The sequence below is a fragment of the Pseudomonas sp. m6p genome (assembly GCF_055760375.1).
The window spans coordinates 6,464,643-6,481,864 of record NZ_CM147084.1; the positions used below are offsets into that span (position 1 = coordinate 6,464,643).

The 17,222-nt window shown below is 61.9% G+C and carries 16 protein-coding genes and 1 riboswitch; of the genes, 10 read left to right on the forward strand and 6 right to left on the reverse strand.

What is annotated here, in order from left to right; genetic code table 11:
- Window positions 1-68 precede the first annotated feature (68 nt).
- The 3 genes from ACYZUM_RS29470 to hldE all read left to right on the forward strand — a co-directional run bounded on the left by ACYZUM_RS29470 (window position 69) and on the right by hldE (window position 2,901).
- Complete coding sequence (locus ACYZUM_RS29470) at window positions 69-773, forward strand: sulfotransferase family 2 domain-containing protein (protein ID WP_108181493.1); 705 nt, start codon at window positions 69-71, stop codon at window positions 771-773.
- Complete coding sequence (gene cysC / locus ACYZUM_RS29475) at window positions 766-1,377, forward strand: adenylyl-sulfate kinase (RefSeq protein ID WP_108181494.1); 612 nt, start codon at window positions 766-768, stop codon at window positions 1,375-1,377. Before ACYZUM_RS29470 ends, cysC begins: the two co-directional genes overlap by 8 nt.
- Window positions 1,378-1,479: 102 nt before the next feature.
- Complete coding sequence (gene hldE, locus ACYZUM_RS29480; protein WP_041065802.1) at window positions 1,480-2,901, forward strand: bifunctional D-glycero-beta-D-manno-heptose-7-phosphate kinase/D-glycero-beta-D-manno-heptose 1-phosphate adenylyltransferase HldE; 1,422 nt, start codon at window positions 1,480-1,482, stop codon at window positions 2,899-2,901.
- An 89-nt stretch (window positions 2,902-2,990) separates the two neighbouring features.
- Here the strand turns inward: hldE and ACYZUM_RS29485 are convergent, their stop codons facing one another.
- The 4 genes from ACYZUM_RS29485 to ACYZUM_RS29500 all read right to left on the reverse strand — a co-directional run bounded on the left by ACYZUM_RS29485 (window position 2,991) and on the right by ACYZUM_RS29500 (window position 6,454).
- Window positions 2,991-3,959, reverse strand: a complete 969-nt coding sequence (locus tag ACYZUM_RS29485; RefSeq protein ID WP_041065799.1) for a hypothetical protein — start codon at window positions 3,957-3,959, stop codon at window positions 2,991-2,993.
- Between the two features lie 31 nt (window positions 3,960-3,990).
- Window positions 3,991-4,803: an aldo/keto reductase gene (locus tag ACYZUM_RS29490; RefSeq protein WP_108181495.1), complete on the reverse strand. Its 813-nt coding sequence runs from the start codon at window positions 4,801-4,803 to the stop codon at window positions 3,991-3,993.
- A complete protein-coding gene (locus ACYZUM_RS29495) occupies window positions 4,800-5,975 on the reverse strand; it encodes an NAD(P)/FAD-dependent oxidoreductase (protein WP_108181496.1) in 1,176 nt (391 codons plus the stop codon). Before ACYZUM_RS29495 ends, ACYZUM_RS29490 begins: the two co-directional genes overlap by 4 nt.
- A gap of 146 nt (window positions 5,976-6,121) precedes the next feature.
- The gene (locus ACYZUM_RS29500; protein ID WP_003221050.1) at window positions 6,122-6,454 is read right to left on the reverse strand and encodes a DMT family transporter; all 333 of its coding nucleotides are present in this window, start codon (window positions 6,452-6,454) and stop codon (window positions 6,122-6,124) included.
- A gap of 102 nt (window positions 6,455-6,556) precedes the next feature.
- Between ACYZUM_RS29500 and ACYZUM_RS29505 the strand changes: the two genes are divergently transcribed.
- On the forward strand, window positions 6,557-7,459 hold the full coding sequence (locus tag ACYZUM_RS29505) for a LysR family transcriptional regulator (protein WP_108181497.1): 903 nt from the start codon (window positions 6,557-6,559) through the stop codon (window positions 7,457-7,459).
- An 11-nt stretch (window positions 7,460-7,470) separates the two neighbouring features.
- Entirely contained in the window at window positions 7,471-8,745 is a 1,275-nt protein-coding gene (gene waaA, locus ACYZUM_RS29510) for a lipid IV(A) 3-deoxy-D-manno-octulosonic acid transferase (RefSeq protein ID WP_108181498.1), read from the forward strand.
- A gap of 166 nt (window positions 8,746-8,911) precedes the next feature.
- Here waaA and ACYZUM_RS29515 read toward each other — a convergent pair whose 3' ends face one another.
- Entirely contained in the window at window positions 8,912-10,345 is a 1,434-nt protein-coding gene (locus tag ACYZUM_RS29515) for a TolC family outer membrane protein (RefSeq protein WP_041065783.1), read from the reverse strand.
- A 205-nt stretch (window positions 10,346-10,550) separates the two neighbouring features.
- Window positions 10,551-10,656, forward strand: a riboswitch (TPP riboswitch).
- Between the two features lie 146 nt (window positions 10,657-10,802).
- Here ACYZUM_RS29515 and thiC point away from each other — a divergent pair.
- Both thiC and cytX read left to right on the forward strand, forming a co-directional pair.
- Complete coding sequence (thiC, locus tag ACYZUM_RS29520; protein WP_041065780.1) at window positions 10,803-12,692, forward strand: phosphomethylpyrimidine synthase ThiC; 1,890 nt, start codon at window positions 10,803-10,805, stop codon at window positions 12,690-12,692.
- 201 nt (window positions 12,693-12,893) lie between these two features.
- The gene (gene cytX, locus ACYZUM_RS29525) at window positions 12,894-14,186 is read left to right on the forward strand and encodes a putative hydroxymethylpyrimidine transporter CytX (RefSeq protein WP_108181499.1); all 1,293 of its coding nucleotides are present in this window, start codon (window positions 12,894-12,896) and stop codon (window positions 14,184-14,186) included.
- On the opposite strand, the gene ACYZUM_RS29530 is transcribed toward cytX, so the two are convergent.
- Complete coding sequence (locus ACYZUM_RS29530; protein WP_041065775.1) at window positions 14,155-14,901, reverse strand: RsiV family protein; 747 nt, start codon at window positions 14,899-14,901, stop codon at window positions 14,155-14,157. The two genes, cytX and ACYZUM_RS29530, sit on opposite strands and share 32 nt — an antisense overlap.
- 230 nt (window positions 14,902-15,131) lie before the next feature.
- Here ACYZUM_RS29530 and ACYZUM_RS29535 point away from each other — a divergent pair, with 230 nt between their 5' ends.
- The 3 genes from ACYZUM_RS29535 to cpdA all read left to right on the forward strand — a co-directional run bounded on the left by ACYZUM_RS29535 (window position 15,132) and on the right by cpdA (window position 17,107).
- Complete coding sequence (locus tag ACYZUM_RS29535) at window positions 15,132-15,749, forward strand: NUDIX domain-containing protein (protein WP_041065772.1); 618 nt, start codon at window positions 15,132-15,134, stop codon at window positions 15,747-15,749.
- A complete protein-coding gene (locus ACYZUM_RS29540) occupies window positions 15,740-16,192 on the forward strand; it encodes a DUF1249 domain-containing protein (protein WP_007967395.1) in 453 nt (150 codons plus the stop codon). Before ACYZUM_RS29535 ends, ACYZUM_RS29540 begins: the two co-directional genes overlap by 10 nt.
- Window positions 16,193-16,291: 99 nt before the next feature.
- The gene (gene cpdA / locus ACYZUM_RS29545; protein ID WP_108181500.1) at window positions 16,292-17,107 is read left to right on the forward strand and encodes a 3',5'-cyclic-AMP phosphodiesterase; all 816 of its coding nucleotides are present in this window, start codon (window positions 16,292-16,294) and stop codon (window positions 17,105-17,107) included.
- The last annotated feature ends 115 nt before the right edge of the window (window positions 17,108-17,222 follow it).

Here is a 17,222-nt window from a genome sequence, read left to right on the forward strand (position 1 = left end):
CTTGTTAAGGTTCCTCACTGAACTCTGACTTTTATCGAGGGGGCCATCCCCGTCGCGCGGGTGCTTTCATGTTGCAACGCTATCTCTGGAAACTGCTGCCCAAGCCGCAGCGAGCCTTTCTGCTCGGGCGCCTGTCGGTGGTCGATCGGCAGGTGGTGAACAAGTCGATGTCGGCCAACCTGACGTTTCCCCAGCCCTTCCAGCAGCGCTCCTGCCTGTTCATCCATGTCCCGAAATGTGCCGGCAGCAGCGTTTGCACGGCGTTGTTCGACGGCTGGCGTCCCGGGCACTTGCCGTTGTACTGGTACGAAGAGCAATTCCCCGAGCAGTTCGCCAACGCCTTCAAGTTCGCCTTTGTCCGCGACCCGCTGGAGCGCGCCTATTCGGCCTACGCCTTTTTGCGTGGCAACGAGTTGAGCGCGCGTGACCATTCGGCGCAGCAGTTGGTGCGGCAGTACCGGGATTTCGACGATTTTGTCGCACGCTGGTTGCATCCGGAAACGATTGCCCGGCAATTGCACTTTGCGGCACAGACCGACTTTCTTACCGATTCGCTGGGGCATCTGGCGCTGGACTTCATCGGTTATCAGGAGCACCTGGCGCGGGATTTTCGTCTGGTTTGCGAACAGTTGGGGCTGACTGGCGAGTTGCCTCACGTTAACGGCTCGCGGGAAAGGCAAACGATGCCGGCGCGGGAGTTCTGTACGGTGCGCACCCGGCGACTGGTGCGTCGGGTTTATCAGCGTGATTACGAGTTGCTCGGTTATGAATGAGTACCTGTCAATGCCGATGCAAGCTCCGGCCATTCGGCCTTACGGTCTGGCGTTGTCACATCAGGCCCGCGCAGCGCTCAAGGCGCAACGCCCACGCTGCCTGTGGCTGACCGGATTTTCCGGCGCCGGTAAGTCAACCTTGGCCAATGCCCTCGAACTGCACCTGCATGCGTCGGGTCTGCACACCTTTCTGCTCGATGGCGACAATGTGCGCAATGGCCTGTGCCGCGACCTGGGCATGAGCGACCTCTGCCGCCGGGAAAACATCCGGCGTATGGCCGAGGTGGCGCGGTTGATGGTCGACGCCGGGCTGATTGTGATCGTTGCGGCCATTTCGCCGTTCCGCACCGAGCGCGACGCTGCGCGCAGGTTGTTTGCCCAAGGTGATTTCATCGAAGTGCACGTCAGCACTTCGCTGGAAGTCTGCGCCCGTCGCGATCCGAAAGGGTTGTATCAGGCCGTGCGGGAAGGAAGGGTCAAGCACTTTACGGGCGTGGACAGTCCTTACGAAGCGCCATTGGCAGCCGAGTGGCAGATCGACACCGAGGCGCTGGAGTTGTCCGAATCCTGTGAGCAACTGGCGGCGCTGGTGCTCAAAAAATGAGCAAAGTAACGGACTGTTTCATCCTGTTGCAGGCTGCACTCAAGCCTGCGCCATCCCTGTGTTAATATCGCGCCCCTGTTCATTTTGTATGTGGGTTGCTCCATGAAGTTGTCCATGCCGCGATTCGATCAAGCGCCAGTCTTGGTGGTCGGCGATGTCATGCTCGACCGTTACTGGCATGGTGGAACCTCACGGATTTCCCCTGAGGCACCGGTTCCGGTCGTAAAAGTCGAGCAAATCGAAGACCGTCCGGGCGGTGCTGCCAACGTTGCCTTGAACATTGCCGCGCTGGGTGCGCCGGCGTCGCTGGTCGGAGTGACCGGTGATGACGAAGCCGCCGACAGCCTGAGCAACAGTCTCAAGGGCGCGGGCGTGCGTGCCCTGTTCCAGCGCATCGCGCATCAGCCGACCATCGTCAAACTGCGGGTCATGAGCCGGCACCAGCAATTGCTGCGTATCGACTTCGAAGAACCGTTTGCCACCGATGCGCTGGCCCTGGCCTCGCAGGTCGATGATCTGCTTGAGGGCATCAAAGTGCTGGTGCTGTCGGACTACGGCAAAGGCGCGCTGAAGAACCATCAGGCCCTGATTCAGGCGGCCCGGGCCAAAGGCATTCCGGTGCTGGCCGATCCCAAGGGCAAGGATTTTTCGATTTACCGTGGCGCCAGCCTGATCACGCCGAACCTCAGCGAATTCGAAGCCATCGTCGGTGGTTGCGCCGATGAGCACGAGCTGGTGAGCAAGGGCGCCGCCCTGATGCACGATCTCGAACTCGGCGCGCTGCTGGTCACCCGTGGCGAACACGGCATGACCCTGCTGCGTCCGGAGCATCCGGCGTTGCACCTGCCGGCCCGTGCCCGTGAAGTGTTCGATGTGACCGGTGCCGGTGACACGGTGATTTCCACCCTCGCGGCGGCAATTGCTGCCGGTGAAGAACTGCCGCACGCGGTGGCGCTGGCCAACCTGGCCGCCGGTATTGTGGTCGGCAAGCTCGGTACTGCAGCGATCAGCGCTCCGGAACTGCGTCGCGCGATCCAGCGTGAAGAAGGTTCGGAACGCGGTGTGCTGGGGCTGGAGCAACTGGTACTGGCAGTGGCCGATGCTCGCGCGCATAACGAGCGCATCGTCTTCACTAATGGCTGCTTTGACATTCTGCACGCCGGGCACGTGACCTACCTCGAGCAGGCGCGCGCCCAGGGCGACCGTCTGATCGTGGCGATCAACGATGACGCCTCGGTCAGCCGCCTGAAAGGGCCGGGGCGTCCGATCAACAGTGTCGACCGCCGCATGGCGGTCCTCGCCGGCCTCGGCGCGGTGGACTGGGTGATCAGCTTCCCGGAAGGCACCCCGGAAAACCTGCTGCGCGAAGTCAAACCGGATGTGTTGGTCAAGGGTGGTGATTACGGTATCGACCAGGTGGTCGGCGCCGACATCGTCAAGGCTTACGGCGGCACGGTGAAAGTGCTGGGGCTGGTGGAAAACAGCTCGACCACGGCGATCGTGGAGAAAATTCGCGGTCACTGATTCAAGTAAAAAGATCGCCGCCTGCGGCAGCTCCTGCATTGGAATGCGCTTCCCTGCAGGAGCTGCCGCAAGCGGCGATCTTTTGCGTTTCAGGAACTGACTTTCTTGCGCGGTACGATCTTCTTCAGCAGTTGCTTCGCCTTGCCGCGCAACCGCGCCAGGCCCGTGGGTTTCTCCGGCGGCGTCAGGCCTTGCTGGCGCAGCCAGTCCTTCCAGCGAATCCGCTCCTCGCGCACCAGCCAGCCATCCTGTCTGGCAAAACTTTCGGCCAGATACAGACCGCGCGTGCCGGCCGGAGACAGCTGACCTTTCTTCAAGGTGTACAGCTCAGCCAGCGGCTCACCATCCTGCAACGGCATCAGGTACAGATCCGGACGCTTGCGGTCCAGGCGCGCCACCAGTTGATCACCTTCCAGCCGCTCATCGACATGAAACAGGCTCAGCGATTTGGCTTCTTTTGGTACTTCCAGGCGCAGGTCGTAGATCAGTTGCAGCGACGCGGTGGGCAAATGCACATAGGCCCGGGGCCGTTCGAGCAATTGCAGATTGGCGCAGCGCACCGGCCGCGCCGAGCCGGACAACGGCGTCAGGCGAAACGGCAGCGCTTCGCGATAATGCAGGGCGGACGAGTAGGGCGCGGGCAGCCACGTGTCGTTGAATCGCCCGCCGAGCCAGCCCTCCGGGGTTTCCAGCAGGCACTCTTCGGCAATCTCTTGAATCGCGGTGTGCAGCGGGATGTTCAGCTCATGGGCTGGCACGTAACCGGAAATCAGCTTGAGCACCACGTCGCCGCGATCCTGCCGACGCTGGCGCACCAGCACCCAGTAGTCGCGATTCTGCCAATGCAGGGTCAGGCGCACCGAGACCCCGAGGTTGGCCAGTTCCACCGCGAAGCGCTCGGCATCCGCCACGCTCACCGGTTTGCGCCGCTGCAAGGTCTGGGCGAAATTCAGCGGCATGCCGACGCTCTGATAGCTCAGACCCTCGGGCGTGGCCTCGACGAACAGCGGCAGTGTCTTGAAGTTGCTCGGGTTCTTTCTGATGAGCGTACGCGGCATGTCGGCTCCTGCTTAAGGCCGCGGGGCGGCGTCAGTGACCACGAAGGACCTGGGCAACGGTCGCAACGTTATGGGCGAGGTGCAGCGGATTGATCGTCCCGACAATAGCACTGGCCACGCCGGGCTGCTGGAACAACAGCTCGAAGCTGGCGCGTACCGGATCCACGCCGGGGCTCAGGCACACATGGCCGCTGGCCAGGGCCTTCTTCACCAGAATGGCTTTGCCGTGGGCAGCAGCATAGTCAATGACTGCCTTCTCGTGCTGTTCGTTCAGATTGTAGGTGACCATCGCGCAGTCCCCTTGCTCCAGCGCCTTGAGCCCGCCCTCGACGGTTTTGCCGGACAAACCGAACCCGCGAATCTTGCCCTCGGCCTTGAGTGCGGCAAGGGTGGCGTAGACCTCTTCGTGCTCGAGGATCGCCAGATCGTTGCCGTCGGAGTGCACCAGCACCAGGTCGATAAAATCGGTTTCAAGACGTTGCAGGCTGCGCTCGACCGACATCCGCGTATGCGCCGCACTGAAGTCATGGCGCGACAGGCCGTCGGCAAACTCTTCACCGACCTTGCTGACGATCACCCAGTCCTGTCGCTGGCCGCGCAGCAAAGGGCCGAGGCGTTCTTCGCTGCGGCCATAAGCCGGAGCGGTGTCGATCAGGTTGATGCCCAAACCTTTGGCCTGATTGAGCAGCAAGCGTGCCGCGTCATCGTCGGGGATCTGGAAACCATTGGGGTATTTCACACCCTGGTCGCGGCCCAGTTTGACTGTGCCCAGGCCCAGCGGGGACACCAGCAGGCCGGTGCTGCCCAGCGGGCGATGCAGTTCGTGCAGGGTCGCTACGCTCATGGCAACAATTGCTCCCAGGCCGGTACGCCCATCGGTGGTTTTGGCAGCGCCGGCAATGCTTCGGCAGCTTGCGGCTGAATGCCGTCGCGCTCCAGTGAGGCGATGACCCGGTCGGCAAAGTCCGGTGCCAGCGCCAGTTTGGTCGGCCAGCCCACCAGCAGGCGACCCTGCTCGGCAAGGAAAGCGTTGTCCGGGCGGGTCAGACCGGTTTGCAGCGGTTCGGCGCGATCCACCCGCAAGGTCGCCCATTGCACCTGGCTCAGGTCGATCCACGGCAGCAATTGGCCGAGTTCTTTCTGCGCGGTGGCGATCTGTTCGGCAGGCTCGCGGGCCACACCATCGCTCTCGGCAATGTCGCCGCCCAGGTACCAGACCCAGTTGCCATCAGCGGCCGGGTGAGTCGTGACGGTGATGCGCGGCTTGGTGCCGCCACCCAGGCAATGGGCGTACAACGGCTTCAGGCTCGGGCCTTTGGCGATGATCATGTGCAGCGGTCGGCGTTGCATCGCCGGTTGGGTCAGGCCCAGGTCTTCCAGCAACTGCGCGGTGCCGGCCCCTGCGCTGAGGACGATGCGCTGGGCACGAATCTCGCGGCCGTCGACTTTCAGGCCGACCAGCACACCGGCTTCCAGCAGCGGCTCGATGTTTTGCCCGGCGAGCAGACCGTCGCCGGCCAGATCGGCCAGACGCTGGATCAGGCTCGGCACGTCGACCACCAACTCGGCGAGGCGATAGACCTTGCCCTTGAAGCGCTTGTCTTGCAGCGCCGGCGGCAGTTGATCGCCCTTGACCTGATCGACGCGGCCACGCACGGCTTTACTGGCGAAGAAACTGGTGAGGTTGCCGGCGAGGGTGCCGGGCGACCACAGGTAATGCGCTTCGGACAGCACGCGCACGCCGGACAGGTCCAGCTCGCCGTTGCCGGCCAGCGCCTCACGCCAGCGGCGCGGCATGTCGGCGATGGCTTCCGAGGCGCCGGTCAGTGCACCGTGCAGCGCGTATTTGGCGCCACCGTGGATGATGCCCTGGGACTTCACACTCTGCCCGCCGCCGAGGCTGGCGCTTTCCACCAGCACGGTCGAAAAACCCTGGCGGCGCAGACGCGCGTTCAGCCAGAGGCCGGCGACACCAGCGCCGACAATCAGAACGTCGGTGGAAATAACGGATGGCATGCAACGACCTCAGTGTTCAAGACGAGGGCGCAGTATACAGACTCGGGGATCGGAGCTCAGAGGCGAAAAAAGATCGCAGCCTTCGGCAGCACCTACATTGGAATGCATATCCCTGTAGGAGCTGCCGAAGGCTGCGATCTTTTTCTTCAATGCCCTGCGGTCTTGGAGAACAACTGGATGACCACCACGCCGAGCACGATCAGCGCCATCCCGAGCATCGCTGGCACGTCCAGTTTCTGCCCATAAATGAACAGCGCCGCGACGCTGACCATGACGATGCCCATGCCCGCCCACACGGCGTAGGCGACACCCACCGGCACAGTGCGCACCACCAGCGTCAGCATCCAGAAAGCAATCCCGTAGCCGACGATCACCAGGATCAGCGGCAGCGGGGTGCTCAAGCCTTTGACCGCTTTCATCGAAACGGTGGCGATCACTTCGGCGCAGATGGCGATAGCCAGGAAGGCGTAGGCGTTCATGTGTAGATCCTCATGTAAAACGTTGCTTGCTGAGGCGGCATTCTAGTGATTCTCCAGATGCGGTAAAGTCATTACCTATCTGTTTTGAAGATGGGTCGATCGATGAATACCCAGTGGAATCTGGAACAATTGCGCGCCTTCGTCAGCGTCGCCGAACAGCGCTCGTTCTCCGCCGTAGCACGCCAGCAGCGCAAGGCGCAGTCAGCGATCAGCAGCGCGATTGCCCTGCTGGAAGATGATCTGGGCGTCAGCCTGTTCGAGCGTAGCAGTGGTCGCCAGCCCCGGCTCACCGAAGCCGGCGAGGCGCTGCTCGAAGAGGCGCGAGAAGTGTTGCGACAATGTGAGCGTCTGAACGGTCGGGCGATGGCGATGATGCGCGGTCAGGAAGCGCAGTTGCGCGTGGCCCAGGACGAGGCCATGCCTTATCAGGCACTGGTGGAAAGCTTCGATGCGCTGGCCGGGCAATTTCCCAGCCTCGAAGTGCAACTGACCAGCGCCGCTCAGGGCGAAGTGGCGCGCAAACTGGTCGAACGCCGTGCCGATCTGGGCCTGCTGTTCTATCACGATGAAATCCCCGAAGCGCTGGAACGTCGGGTCTTGGGGCGGGTGGAAATGGTCACCGTCTGCGGTATCAATCATCCGTTGGCGGCGCAGTCCTACGTCACCTGCCAGCAGCTGGCGCAGCATCGGCAATTGCTGATGTCGACGCAAACCAGCGTCTATCCCGGCAACGAGCCAGCCAGCCCGCAGGTATGGCGTGCCGACAGTTTCTATGTGATGGCCGAATGGCTGGTGCGGGATCTCGGCTGGGCGTGGCTGCCCCGGCATGTGGTGCAGTATTCGGCCTATCAGGGCCTGATGGTTGAGCTGGACAGTGAATGGACGCCGCCGGCGCTGGTGGTGGAACTGGTCTGGCGCCGCGACGAACCTCTCGGCCCTGCGGCAAGGTGGCTGGCGGAACGTTTTGCCGTGCACTTGCGGGCGATCGGCGACAAAAGTCGATAAACTCCGCCGCCATGAATAGAACTCTCTACACCGCGCTGTTTTACCTGGGGCTGCCATTGGTGGCAATTCGGCTGTGGCTGCGCTCGCGCAAGGCTCCGGCGTATGCCAAACGGATTGGCGAGCGCTTCTCTTATGGCATGCCGTCACTGCGACCCGGAGGCATCTGGGTGCATGCGGTATCGGTGGGAGAGAGCATCGCTGCTGCACCGATGATTCGCGCCTTGCTGCAACGTTATCCACAGCTGCCGATCACCGTGACCTGCATGACCCCGACCGGATCGGAGCGGATTCAGGCGCTGTTCGCCAGCGAGCCGCGCATCCAGCATTGCTATCTGCCATACGACTTGCCGTGCGCAGCGGCGCGTTTTCTTGATCACGCCAAACCGAAACTCGCGGTGATCATGGAAACCGAACTGTGGCCCAACCACATTCATCAGTGCGCCAAACGCGGGATACCGGTGGCGCTGGCTAACGGTCGTTTGTCCGAGCGTTCGGCGCGGGGCTATGGGCGCTTCAGCAAGCTGACCGCGCCGATGCTCGCTGAAATGAGTTTTTTCGCGGTGCAGACCGAGGCTGAAGCCCAGCGCTTCCGAGATCTCGGCGCGCGACCGCAGACGGTCGAGGTCACCGGTTCGATCAAGTTCGACCTGACCATCGATCCGCAACTGCTGCAGCGCGCCCATGAGTTGCGCGGCCAATGGCAGGCGCTGGAGCGCCCGGTGTGGATCGCCGCCAGCACCCACGAAGGCGAAGACGAAGTGGTGCTCGACGCCCATCGTCGCCTGCTGGCGAATTACCCGAATGCGCTGCTGATTCTGGTGCCGCGTCATCCCGAGCGTTTCAATTCGGTGTTCGAGTTATGCCAGCGAGAAGGCTTTGCCACGGTGCGTCGTTCCACCGGTGCCAATGTCGAGGCAAACACCGCGGTGCTGCTCGGCGACACCATGGGCGAATTACTGTTTCTTTACGCGTTGGCGGACAGCGCCTTCGTTGGCGGCAGTCTGGTGCCGAACGGTGGACACAATCTGCTGGAGCCAGCAGCGTTGGCAAAACCAGTGCTCAGCGGCCCGCACCTGTTCAACTTCCTCGACATCGCCGCGCAATTGCGTGAAGCCGGGGCATTGGCTGAAGTGGATGATGCCGAAGGGCTGGCGGTGGAAGTGCAGCGCCTGTTCGAATTGCCGCGCGATGCCCAGCGCATGGCCGAGGCGGGACTGGCGGTGATGCGCCGTAATCAGGGAGCGTTGCAGCGGCTGCTGGATGGGCTGGGCCGGTTGATCAAATAGTCGCTTGGAACATTGTGGCGAGGGGATTTATCCCCGATGGGTTGCGCAGCAGCCCCCAAACCATTCACCTCGGTGATTCAGTCAGATCGGGTAAGCCGGGTTTACGACTGCTGCGCAGTCGAATCGGGGATAAATCCCCTCGCCACAGGGGATTTATTCAGATTGTTTACGGCCGTGCCTTGAGCTGTGCTTCGGCGGCTTTGGCCAGATCCGGCGGGAGGAAATCCTTGTCCGGGTTGTAGTCGGCCTTCAAATAACGTCGCAGGTCTTCCAGATCACCCGGATTCAACGTCCCCGCCGCCTGCTTCAAGCGCAGGTTGTCGAGGATGTAGTCGTAACGGGTGTTGTTGTAGTTGCGCACCGAGGTGTACAGCTGGCGCTGAGCATCGAGCACGTCGACGATGTTGCGCGTCCCCACCTGATAACCGATTTCCGTGGCCTCCACCGCGCTCTGGTTGGAAATGATCGACTGGCGCCGCGCCTGTACCTGCTCGACATCGGTGTTCACCGCGCGGTGCAGGTTGCGGGTGTTTTCGACGATCTGCCGGCGCAGGGCTTCGCGCTGCTGTTCGCTCTGATCCAGTTGCGCATAGGACTGGCGCACTTGCGAACTGGTCAGCCCGCCGCTGTAGATCGGAATGTTCAGTTGCAACGCCAGCGTGCGTTGATCGACGTTGCCACCGTACGGCGTGCCGAAGGCGTTAGGGTTGGCGAAGCCGAGGGCGTCGTTGTCACCCTTTTCGTATTTGGCCACGGCGTCGAGGGTCGGCAAGTGGCCGGCCTTGCGCTGCTTGAGGGTCTGTTCGGCGGAGCTGACCGCAAAGTTGCTCGCCAGCAGATTGAGGTTCTGTTTGGCGGCGGTGTCGACCCAGGCCTTGGCGTCGTTGGGTGTCGGCGGCAGGATCGGCAACGTATGGACGATGCCCTGAATCGAGTTGTACTGACGGTTAGTCAGGGTGATCAGCGCTTCGAAGGCATCGTCGACCTGACGCTGGGCAACGATCCGGTTGGCACGCGCGGTGTCGTAGCTGGCTTGTGATTGCAGGACGTCGGTCTTGTCTGACAGGCCGACATCGAAGCGCTCGTTGGACTGGTCGAGCTGACGCTTGAACGCGGCTTCTTCTGCCTTGGTCGAAGCCAGGTTGTCCTGACTGCGCAGCACGTTGAAGTAGCTTTCGGCTGATTGCAGGATCAGGTTCTGTTCGCTGGCCGAGAGTTGCAGGGCGGCCTGTTCGTTGACGTCCTTGGCGGCCTGGTACTGGAACCAGCGGTCGGCACGGAACAAGGGTTGGGCCAGGGTCGCCTGATAGGAGTGCGCGCTGCGATTGGCAATGGCTGAAGGCTGGTCGATCGAGGTGCGCACATCCGCCACTTCGGCGCCGCCGGACAGGTTCGGCAGCAAGCCGGCACGGGCCTGTGGCACCACTTCTTTCTGCGCGCCGTACTGGGCGCGCGCGGCGGCCAGATCGGCGTTGTTGTCGACGGCTTCCTGATAGACGCTGACCAGATCGGTCTTGGTCGACAAGGGCGCTTCTGCTGCCCAGGCCATTGCGTTGGACGCACAAGACACGGCAAGAGCCAGTGAAAGTTTGCGCAGCATGAGGCGATCCCTAGCAAAAATATTACGAAAATAATGTGCGCGCCAAGGCTACGGCGCGGCCCCGACAGCGTCAAGGTGCGCAGGGCACAGCGAGTGTAGTTGTGCAAACGTGCGGCAACAATCCTGCAAGTCCCGGTAATTGCGCCATTCATCATGGTGTTTGCCGCGGTGTTGGCGTTCTTTGCCGGTTGTGTCTAGACTGGCCGGGTTCTTGTCGGGGTGCCTTGCTATGAGGCTGAGATCGAATAATTTCGGATCCCGTTGAACCTGATCAGGTTAGCGCCTGCGTAGGGAACAAGATTTCTCGTCACCCGGCGAGTCCTCTTGTGCTTCGTCCGGGAAATTGTTCGACAATCGAACGCTCGACGACGATGCACAGCACCTTTCCTGGTGCGTCCGTGCCTTTCAGGTTCTGCTCCGACAATCCACTGCCTGGATGCTGTCTGGAGAGCCCGTGATGACTACAAAATCTAAAAACGCGATCAACCTGAGTGACTCGGCCAAGGTCGATGAGCAGTCGGTTCAGCCGTTCACCCGTTCGCAAAAAGTCTACGTTCAGGGCTCGCGCCCGGACATCCGCGTGCCGATGCGCGAAATCACCCTCGATGTGACGCCGACCGATTTCGGTGGCGAAATCAACGCGCCGGTCACCGTCTACGACACCTCCGGCCCGTACACCGATCCGAACGTGGTGATCGACGTGCGCAAAGGTCTGGGCGACGTGCGTTCGGCGTGGATCGATGACCGTGGCGACACCGAGCGTCTGCCAGGCCTGAGCTCCAACTTCGGTCAGGAGCGCCTGGCCGACCCGGAGCTGACCAAACTGCGTTTTGCCCACGTCAACAACCCGCGCCGCGCCAAGGCCGGGGCCAACGTCAGCCAGATGCACTACGCGCGCAAAGGCATCATCACCGCCGAGATGGAATACGTCGCCATCCGCGAAAACATGAAGCTGCAAGAGGCCCGCGCCGCCGGCCTGTTGACTCAGCAACACGCCGGCCACAGCTTCGGCGCGAGCATCCCGAAAGAAATCACCCCTGAGTTCGTCCGCGAAGAGATCGCCCGTGGTCGCGCGATCATTCCGGCCAACATCAACCACGTCGAACTGGAACCGATGATCATCGGCCGCAACTTCCTGGTGAAGATCAACGGCAACATCGGCAACAGCGCCCTGGGTTCGTCCATCGAAGAAGAAGTGGCGAAACTGACCTGGGGCATTCGCTGGGGCTCGGACACCGTGATGGACCTGTCCACCGGCAAACACATTCACGAAACCCGCGAGTGGATCATCCGCAACTCGCCGGTGCCGATCGGTACCGTGCCGATCTATCAGGCGCTGGAGAAGGTCAACGGCGTCGCTGAAGACCTGACCTGGGAGCTGTTCCGCGACACGCTGATCGAGCAGGCCGAGCAGGGCGTCGACTACTTCACCATCCACGCCGGCGTGCTGTTGCGCTACGTGCCGCTGACCGCCAAACGCGTGACCGGCATCGTGTCCCGTGGTGGTTCGATCATGGCCAAGTGGTGCCTGGCGCACCACAAAGAGAACTTCCTCTACACCCACTTCGACGAAATCTGCGAAATCATGAAGGCCTACGACGTCAGCTTCTCGCTGGGCGATGGCCTGCGTCCGGGCTCGATTGCCGACGCCAACGACGAAGCGCAATTCGGCGAACTGGAAACCCTCGGCGAGTTGACCAAGATCGCCTGGAAACATGACGTGCAGTGCATGATCGAAGGCCCGGGCCACGTGCCGATGCAGTTGATCAAAGAAAACATGGACAAGCAGCTGGAGTGCTGCGACGAGGCGCCGTTCTACACCCTCGGCCCGCTGACCACCGACATCGCCCCGGGTTACGACCACATCACCTCGGGTATCGGTGCGGCAATGATCGGCTGGTTCGGTTGCGCGATGCTCTGCTACGTGACACCGAAGGAGCACTTGGGCCTGCCGAACAAGGATGACGTGAAGACCGGGATCATCACCTACAAGATCGCCGCCCACGCAGCGGACTTGGCCAAAGGACACCCGGGCGCGCAGATTCGTGACAACGCCTTGAGCAAGGCGCGTTTCGAATTCCGTTGGGAAGACCAGTTCAACCTCGGTCTGGACCCGGACACCGCGCGTTCGTATCACGACGAAACCCTGCCGAAGGACTCGGCCAAGGTCGCGCATTTCTGTTCGATGTGCGGGCCGAAGTTCTGCTCGATGAAGATCACTCAGGAAGTCCGCGAATACGCAGCCAACCAGCGGATCGACGCGGTCGACGTGGACGTCGCCCAGGGCCTGGCGGAACAGGCCGAGCGGTTCAAGAAGGAAGGCAGTCAGCTGTATAAAAAAGTCTGATCCCTGACTGATCTTTTGTGGTGAGGGGATTTATCCCCGATCGACTGCGCAGCAGTCGCAATTTTGAGAACCGGGTCCTTCAGATGTACCGCATTCTCAGGTTTTGGGGCTGCTTCGCAGCCCATCGGGGATGAATCCCCTCGCCACAAGTGGGCCAGCTTGATCACACACAACAACAAATGTCCCTCTGAGATAACACCCTTGAGCATTCAACCCGGCACTTATTCCCCCGACCTCGCCGTATCCGCCGACAAGCGAGTATTTGGCGGTCGCGATCTGTTTTCCCTGTGGTTCTCCCTCGGCATCGGCCTGATGGTGTTGCAGACCGGCGCGTTGCTCGCGCCCGGTCTGGGCCTCTCCGGCTCGCTGCTGGCGATCTTCCTCGGCACCCTGGTTGGCGTGTTGCTGCTGGCCGCCGTCGGCGTGATCGGCAGCGACACCGGTCTGTCGTCGATGGCCGCGCTGAAACTGAGCCTCGGCAGCAAAGGCGCGAGCCTGCCGGCACTGCTCAATCTGCTGCAACTGATCGGTTGGGGTTCGTTCGAAATCATCGTCATGCGCGATGCCGCCAGCCTGCTCGGCACTCGCGCGTTCAGCGAAGGTTCGCTGTGGGCCAGCCCGATGCTCTGGACGTTGTGCTTCGGTGCGCTGGCGACCTTGCTCGCAGTCAGCGGGCCGCTGACGTTCGTGCGCAAGATCCTGCGCAAATGGGGTATCTGGCTGATCCTGGCGGCGTGCATCTGGCTGACCTGGAATCTGTTCGCCAAGGCGGATCTGGCGGCACTCTGGGCGCGTGCCGGGGACGGTTCGATGCCGTTTGCCGTGGGCTTCGATATTGCCATCGCGATGCCGCTGTCGTGGCTGCCGCTGATCGCCGATTACTCGCGTTTCGGCAAGCGCGCGAAAAACGTATTCGGCGGCACGGCGATCGGTTTCTTCGTCGGCAACTTCTGGTTGATGAGCCTCGGCGTGGCCTACACCCTGGCGTTTGCGCCAAGCGGTGAGGTCAATGCGTTGCTGCTGGCACTGGCCGGGGCCGGTCTGGGCATTCCGCTGTTGCTGATTCTGCTGGATGAGTCGGAAAACGCTTTCGCCGACATTCATTCGGCAGCGGTTTCCAGCGGGATTCTGTTGCGTTTGAAGGTCGAGCATCTGGCCTTGGCCATCGGCGTGATCTGCACTCTGATTGCACTGCTGGCGCCCTTGGCGCAGTACCAGAACTTCCTGTTGCTGATCGGCTCGGTGTTCGCGCCGCTGTTCGGCGTAGTGCTGGTGGATCACTTCATCCTGCGTAAGCGCAGCGCCCACGTGGCGTCAGCCGCATTGCGCTGGCCGGCGCTGTTGGCGTGGCTGGGCGGGATCAGCACCTACCACTTGCTGGCGAATCTGTATCCGGATGTCGGCGCGACCCTGCCGGCACTGGTGCTGGCAGGGCTGTTGCAACTGGTGCTGGGCCGGGCTTTCAGTTACGGCCGGGAAACAGCTCGGGTTTGAGGATGCCGTTCAGACGCGGGTAAGGAATCTTCAGTTCGACGTGGCCCAGTGCGTAAGGCGCGATGGTGCTCACGTCGTACTTGAGGATCACGCCACCGTAGGTCAGCGCCACGTTCGGGGTTTTCACGAACGGCCAGCTCTTCACGAAATCCGCTTCCTGATCGAGCTTGGTGCTGATCAGCCAGCTGTTGTGCGCCACCTGCGCAGCCTTCCAGAACGCGTCTTCCTGACCCGGCAGCAACATGTCCGACAGGTTCAGCACCTTGTGCTGCTGACGCGAGTAGTTGATGAAGCCGCGCCCCGGGGTGCCATGGGCGCCGCCGGTGTCGAGGTAGCTCGACAGTTCGATGATCACCAAGCCGTCATGCTGCTCGCGTACCTTGGCCTGCAGATAGCTGCTGTTGCGCGGGCCGGCGGTGCGCAGGAATTGATCACGATAGGCCGCCAGGGTTGGCGCGACCGCTGCGTTCTGCTCGGTGCGGGTCATTTGCAGCAGGCGCTTTTCGATAATGCCGTCCAGTGCAGGCTCGGCCGCGAAGTGCACGGTATCGATATTCACCAGCGGACAATCGGGGTTGGAACAGCCGGGTTTCAGGGTTTCCGAGGCGTCGCGGGTGGTTTCCAGCGGCGTGCGGTAGTTGGGCTGGAACAGGTTGGCGCAGGCACCCAGGGTCAGGGCGATGGCGGCCACGGAGGCAATTTTGAAAAGCGACATGGGCGTCCTTTCTGAAACAGGGGAAGGCAAAAAGTTATCCGCTTCGACTCTCGCCGAGGCAGTCAGTTCGCCACTAAGCTAATTAGAGTGGGTTTCGCCGCCACCGTCCATCCCGCTGACGGTAAAGGGGCTGCATCAATCATCACCGGCGCGTTAGGATGGCGCGAAGTCGAGGTTGCCGGTCACCACAAGGCACCTCGTATCGGGATTTGCAGTAAGAGAGGATGCTCATGACAGATTTTGCCAACGCCACTCCGGCCAACGTCGACGTCGTAAAGCGCGAGCGCTGCTACGAGGGCTTCTACAAGCTCGACCGTTTGCACCTGCGCCATGAGCTGTTCGCCGGCGGCATGAGCCGCGAGATCAACCGCGAAGTCTTCGTGCGCCACGATGCCGTGTGCCTGCTGCCGTACGATCCGCAGCGTGACGAAGTGGTGCTGCTCGAGCAGTTTCGCGTCGGGGCCATGGGCAAGACCGACAACCCGTGGCTGGTTGAGCTGGTCGCCGGTCTGATCGACAAAGTTGAAGTGCCGGAAGAAGTTGCTCACCGCGAGGCACAGGAGGAAGCTGGACTGGACATCAAGGCCCTGTGGCCGATGACCAAATATTTTCCGTCGCCGGGCGGCAGCAACGAATTCGTGCATTTGTACCTGGGGCACTGCAGCACCGACGGCGTAGGCGGCCTGCACGGGCTGGAGGAAGAAGCAGAAGATATCCGCGTTACGGTCTGGGCCTTTGAAGATGCCTTGCAGGCCGTCCGTGACGGACGCATTGCCAATGCGGCGAGCATCATCGCCTTGCAATGGCTGGCGCTGAACCGCGCCGAAGTGAGGGGGTTATGGTCGTAAACAAGCTGCGCGATCGTTATCGAGTTGACCTTGCGGGGCTGCAAGCCGCCTGCGAGGCCAACTACGCGCGCCTGATGCGACTGGTGCCGGACATGCGCAACGACCCCGAAGCGCGGCGCATCGCCGTGACTCAGGGCGAGCAGATGCTCGGCGTGCTGGCCCTCGAAGTGCTGCAGACCTGCCCGTACACCACCACTTTGCAGGTGCGCCAGGAGCACAGTCTGCCGTGGTTGCCGGTGCCGCAACTGGAGGTGCAGGTCTATCACGATGCGCGCATGGCCGAGGTGATCAGCGCCGAACATGCACGACGCTTTCGTGGCATCTATCCTTACCCGAACGCCGCGATGCATCAGCCGGATGAAAAGGCCCAGCTCAATCTGTTCCTGGGGGAATGGCTGAGCCATTGCCTGGCCCTGGGGCACGAGTACGAAGTCGTACGCTAGTTGTGAACTGCGTCCGGTTCGCCGGTTTCCCCTTTGCGCCATCCCCCAGCATAATTGCGGCACTCAACCGATTCCGTGCTCTTGCCCTGGGAGAACGCCTTGCCGAGCGTATCCACATTGACCACCGCCGATCCGGCGTTGCTGGTGCAGTTATCCGACAGTCACCTGTTCGCCGAGGCGGACGGCACGCTGCTGGGCATGAACACCCGCGAGAGTCTGCAAAAGGTCATTGAACTGGTGCTCAGGCAGCAGCCGCGGATTGACCTGATGCTGGCCACGGGTGATTTGTCACAGGACGGAACACTTGAGTCGTATCAACTGTTTCGCCAGATGACCGCGCAGATCGATGCGCCGGCGCGCTGGATTCCCGGCAATCACGATGAACCGCAAATCATGGCTCAGGCCGCGGTGCAAAGTGCGTTGCTGGAATCGGTGGTCGATGTCGGTAACTGGCGCGTGACCTTGCTCGATTCGGCGGTGCCGGGCTCGGTGCCGGGTTATCTGCAGGATGATCAGTTGCAGTTGCTGGCCCGTTCGTTGAGCGAAGCGCCGGAGCGCCATCATCTGGTGTGTTTCCATCATCATCCGGTGCCGGTGGGTTGTGCCTGGGCGGACCCGATCGGTTTGCGCAATCCCGAAGCATTCTTCGACGTGCTCGATCGTTTTCCACAGGCGCGCGCGGTGCTGTGGGGGCATGTACATCAGGAAATCGACCGCGAACGCAACGGCGTGCGGCTGATGGCCTCACCGTCGACCTGCATCCAGTTCGAACCGGGCAGTCACGACTTCAAGGTCGGCGAACAGGCCCCGGGGTATCGCTGGTTGCGGCTGTTGCCGGACGGGCGGCTGGAAACCGGTGTCGAGCGCGTGACTGACTTCGAATTCACCGTCGATTACGGTTCCAACGGTTACTGAAGACCACGGCGCGGCTTTCGCGAGCAGGCTCGCTCCCACATGGGATTTACGCGCAACACAGATCCAATGTGGGAGCGAGCCTGCTCGCGAAGGTGTCCTTACAAACACCCACGAC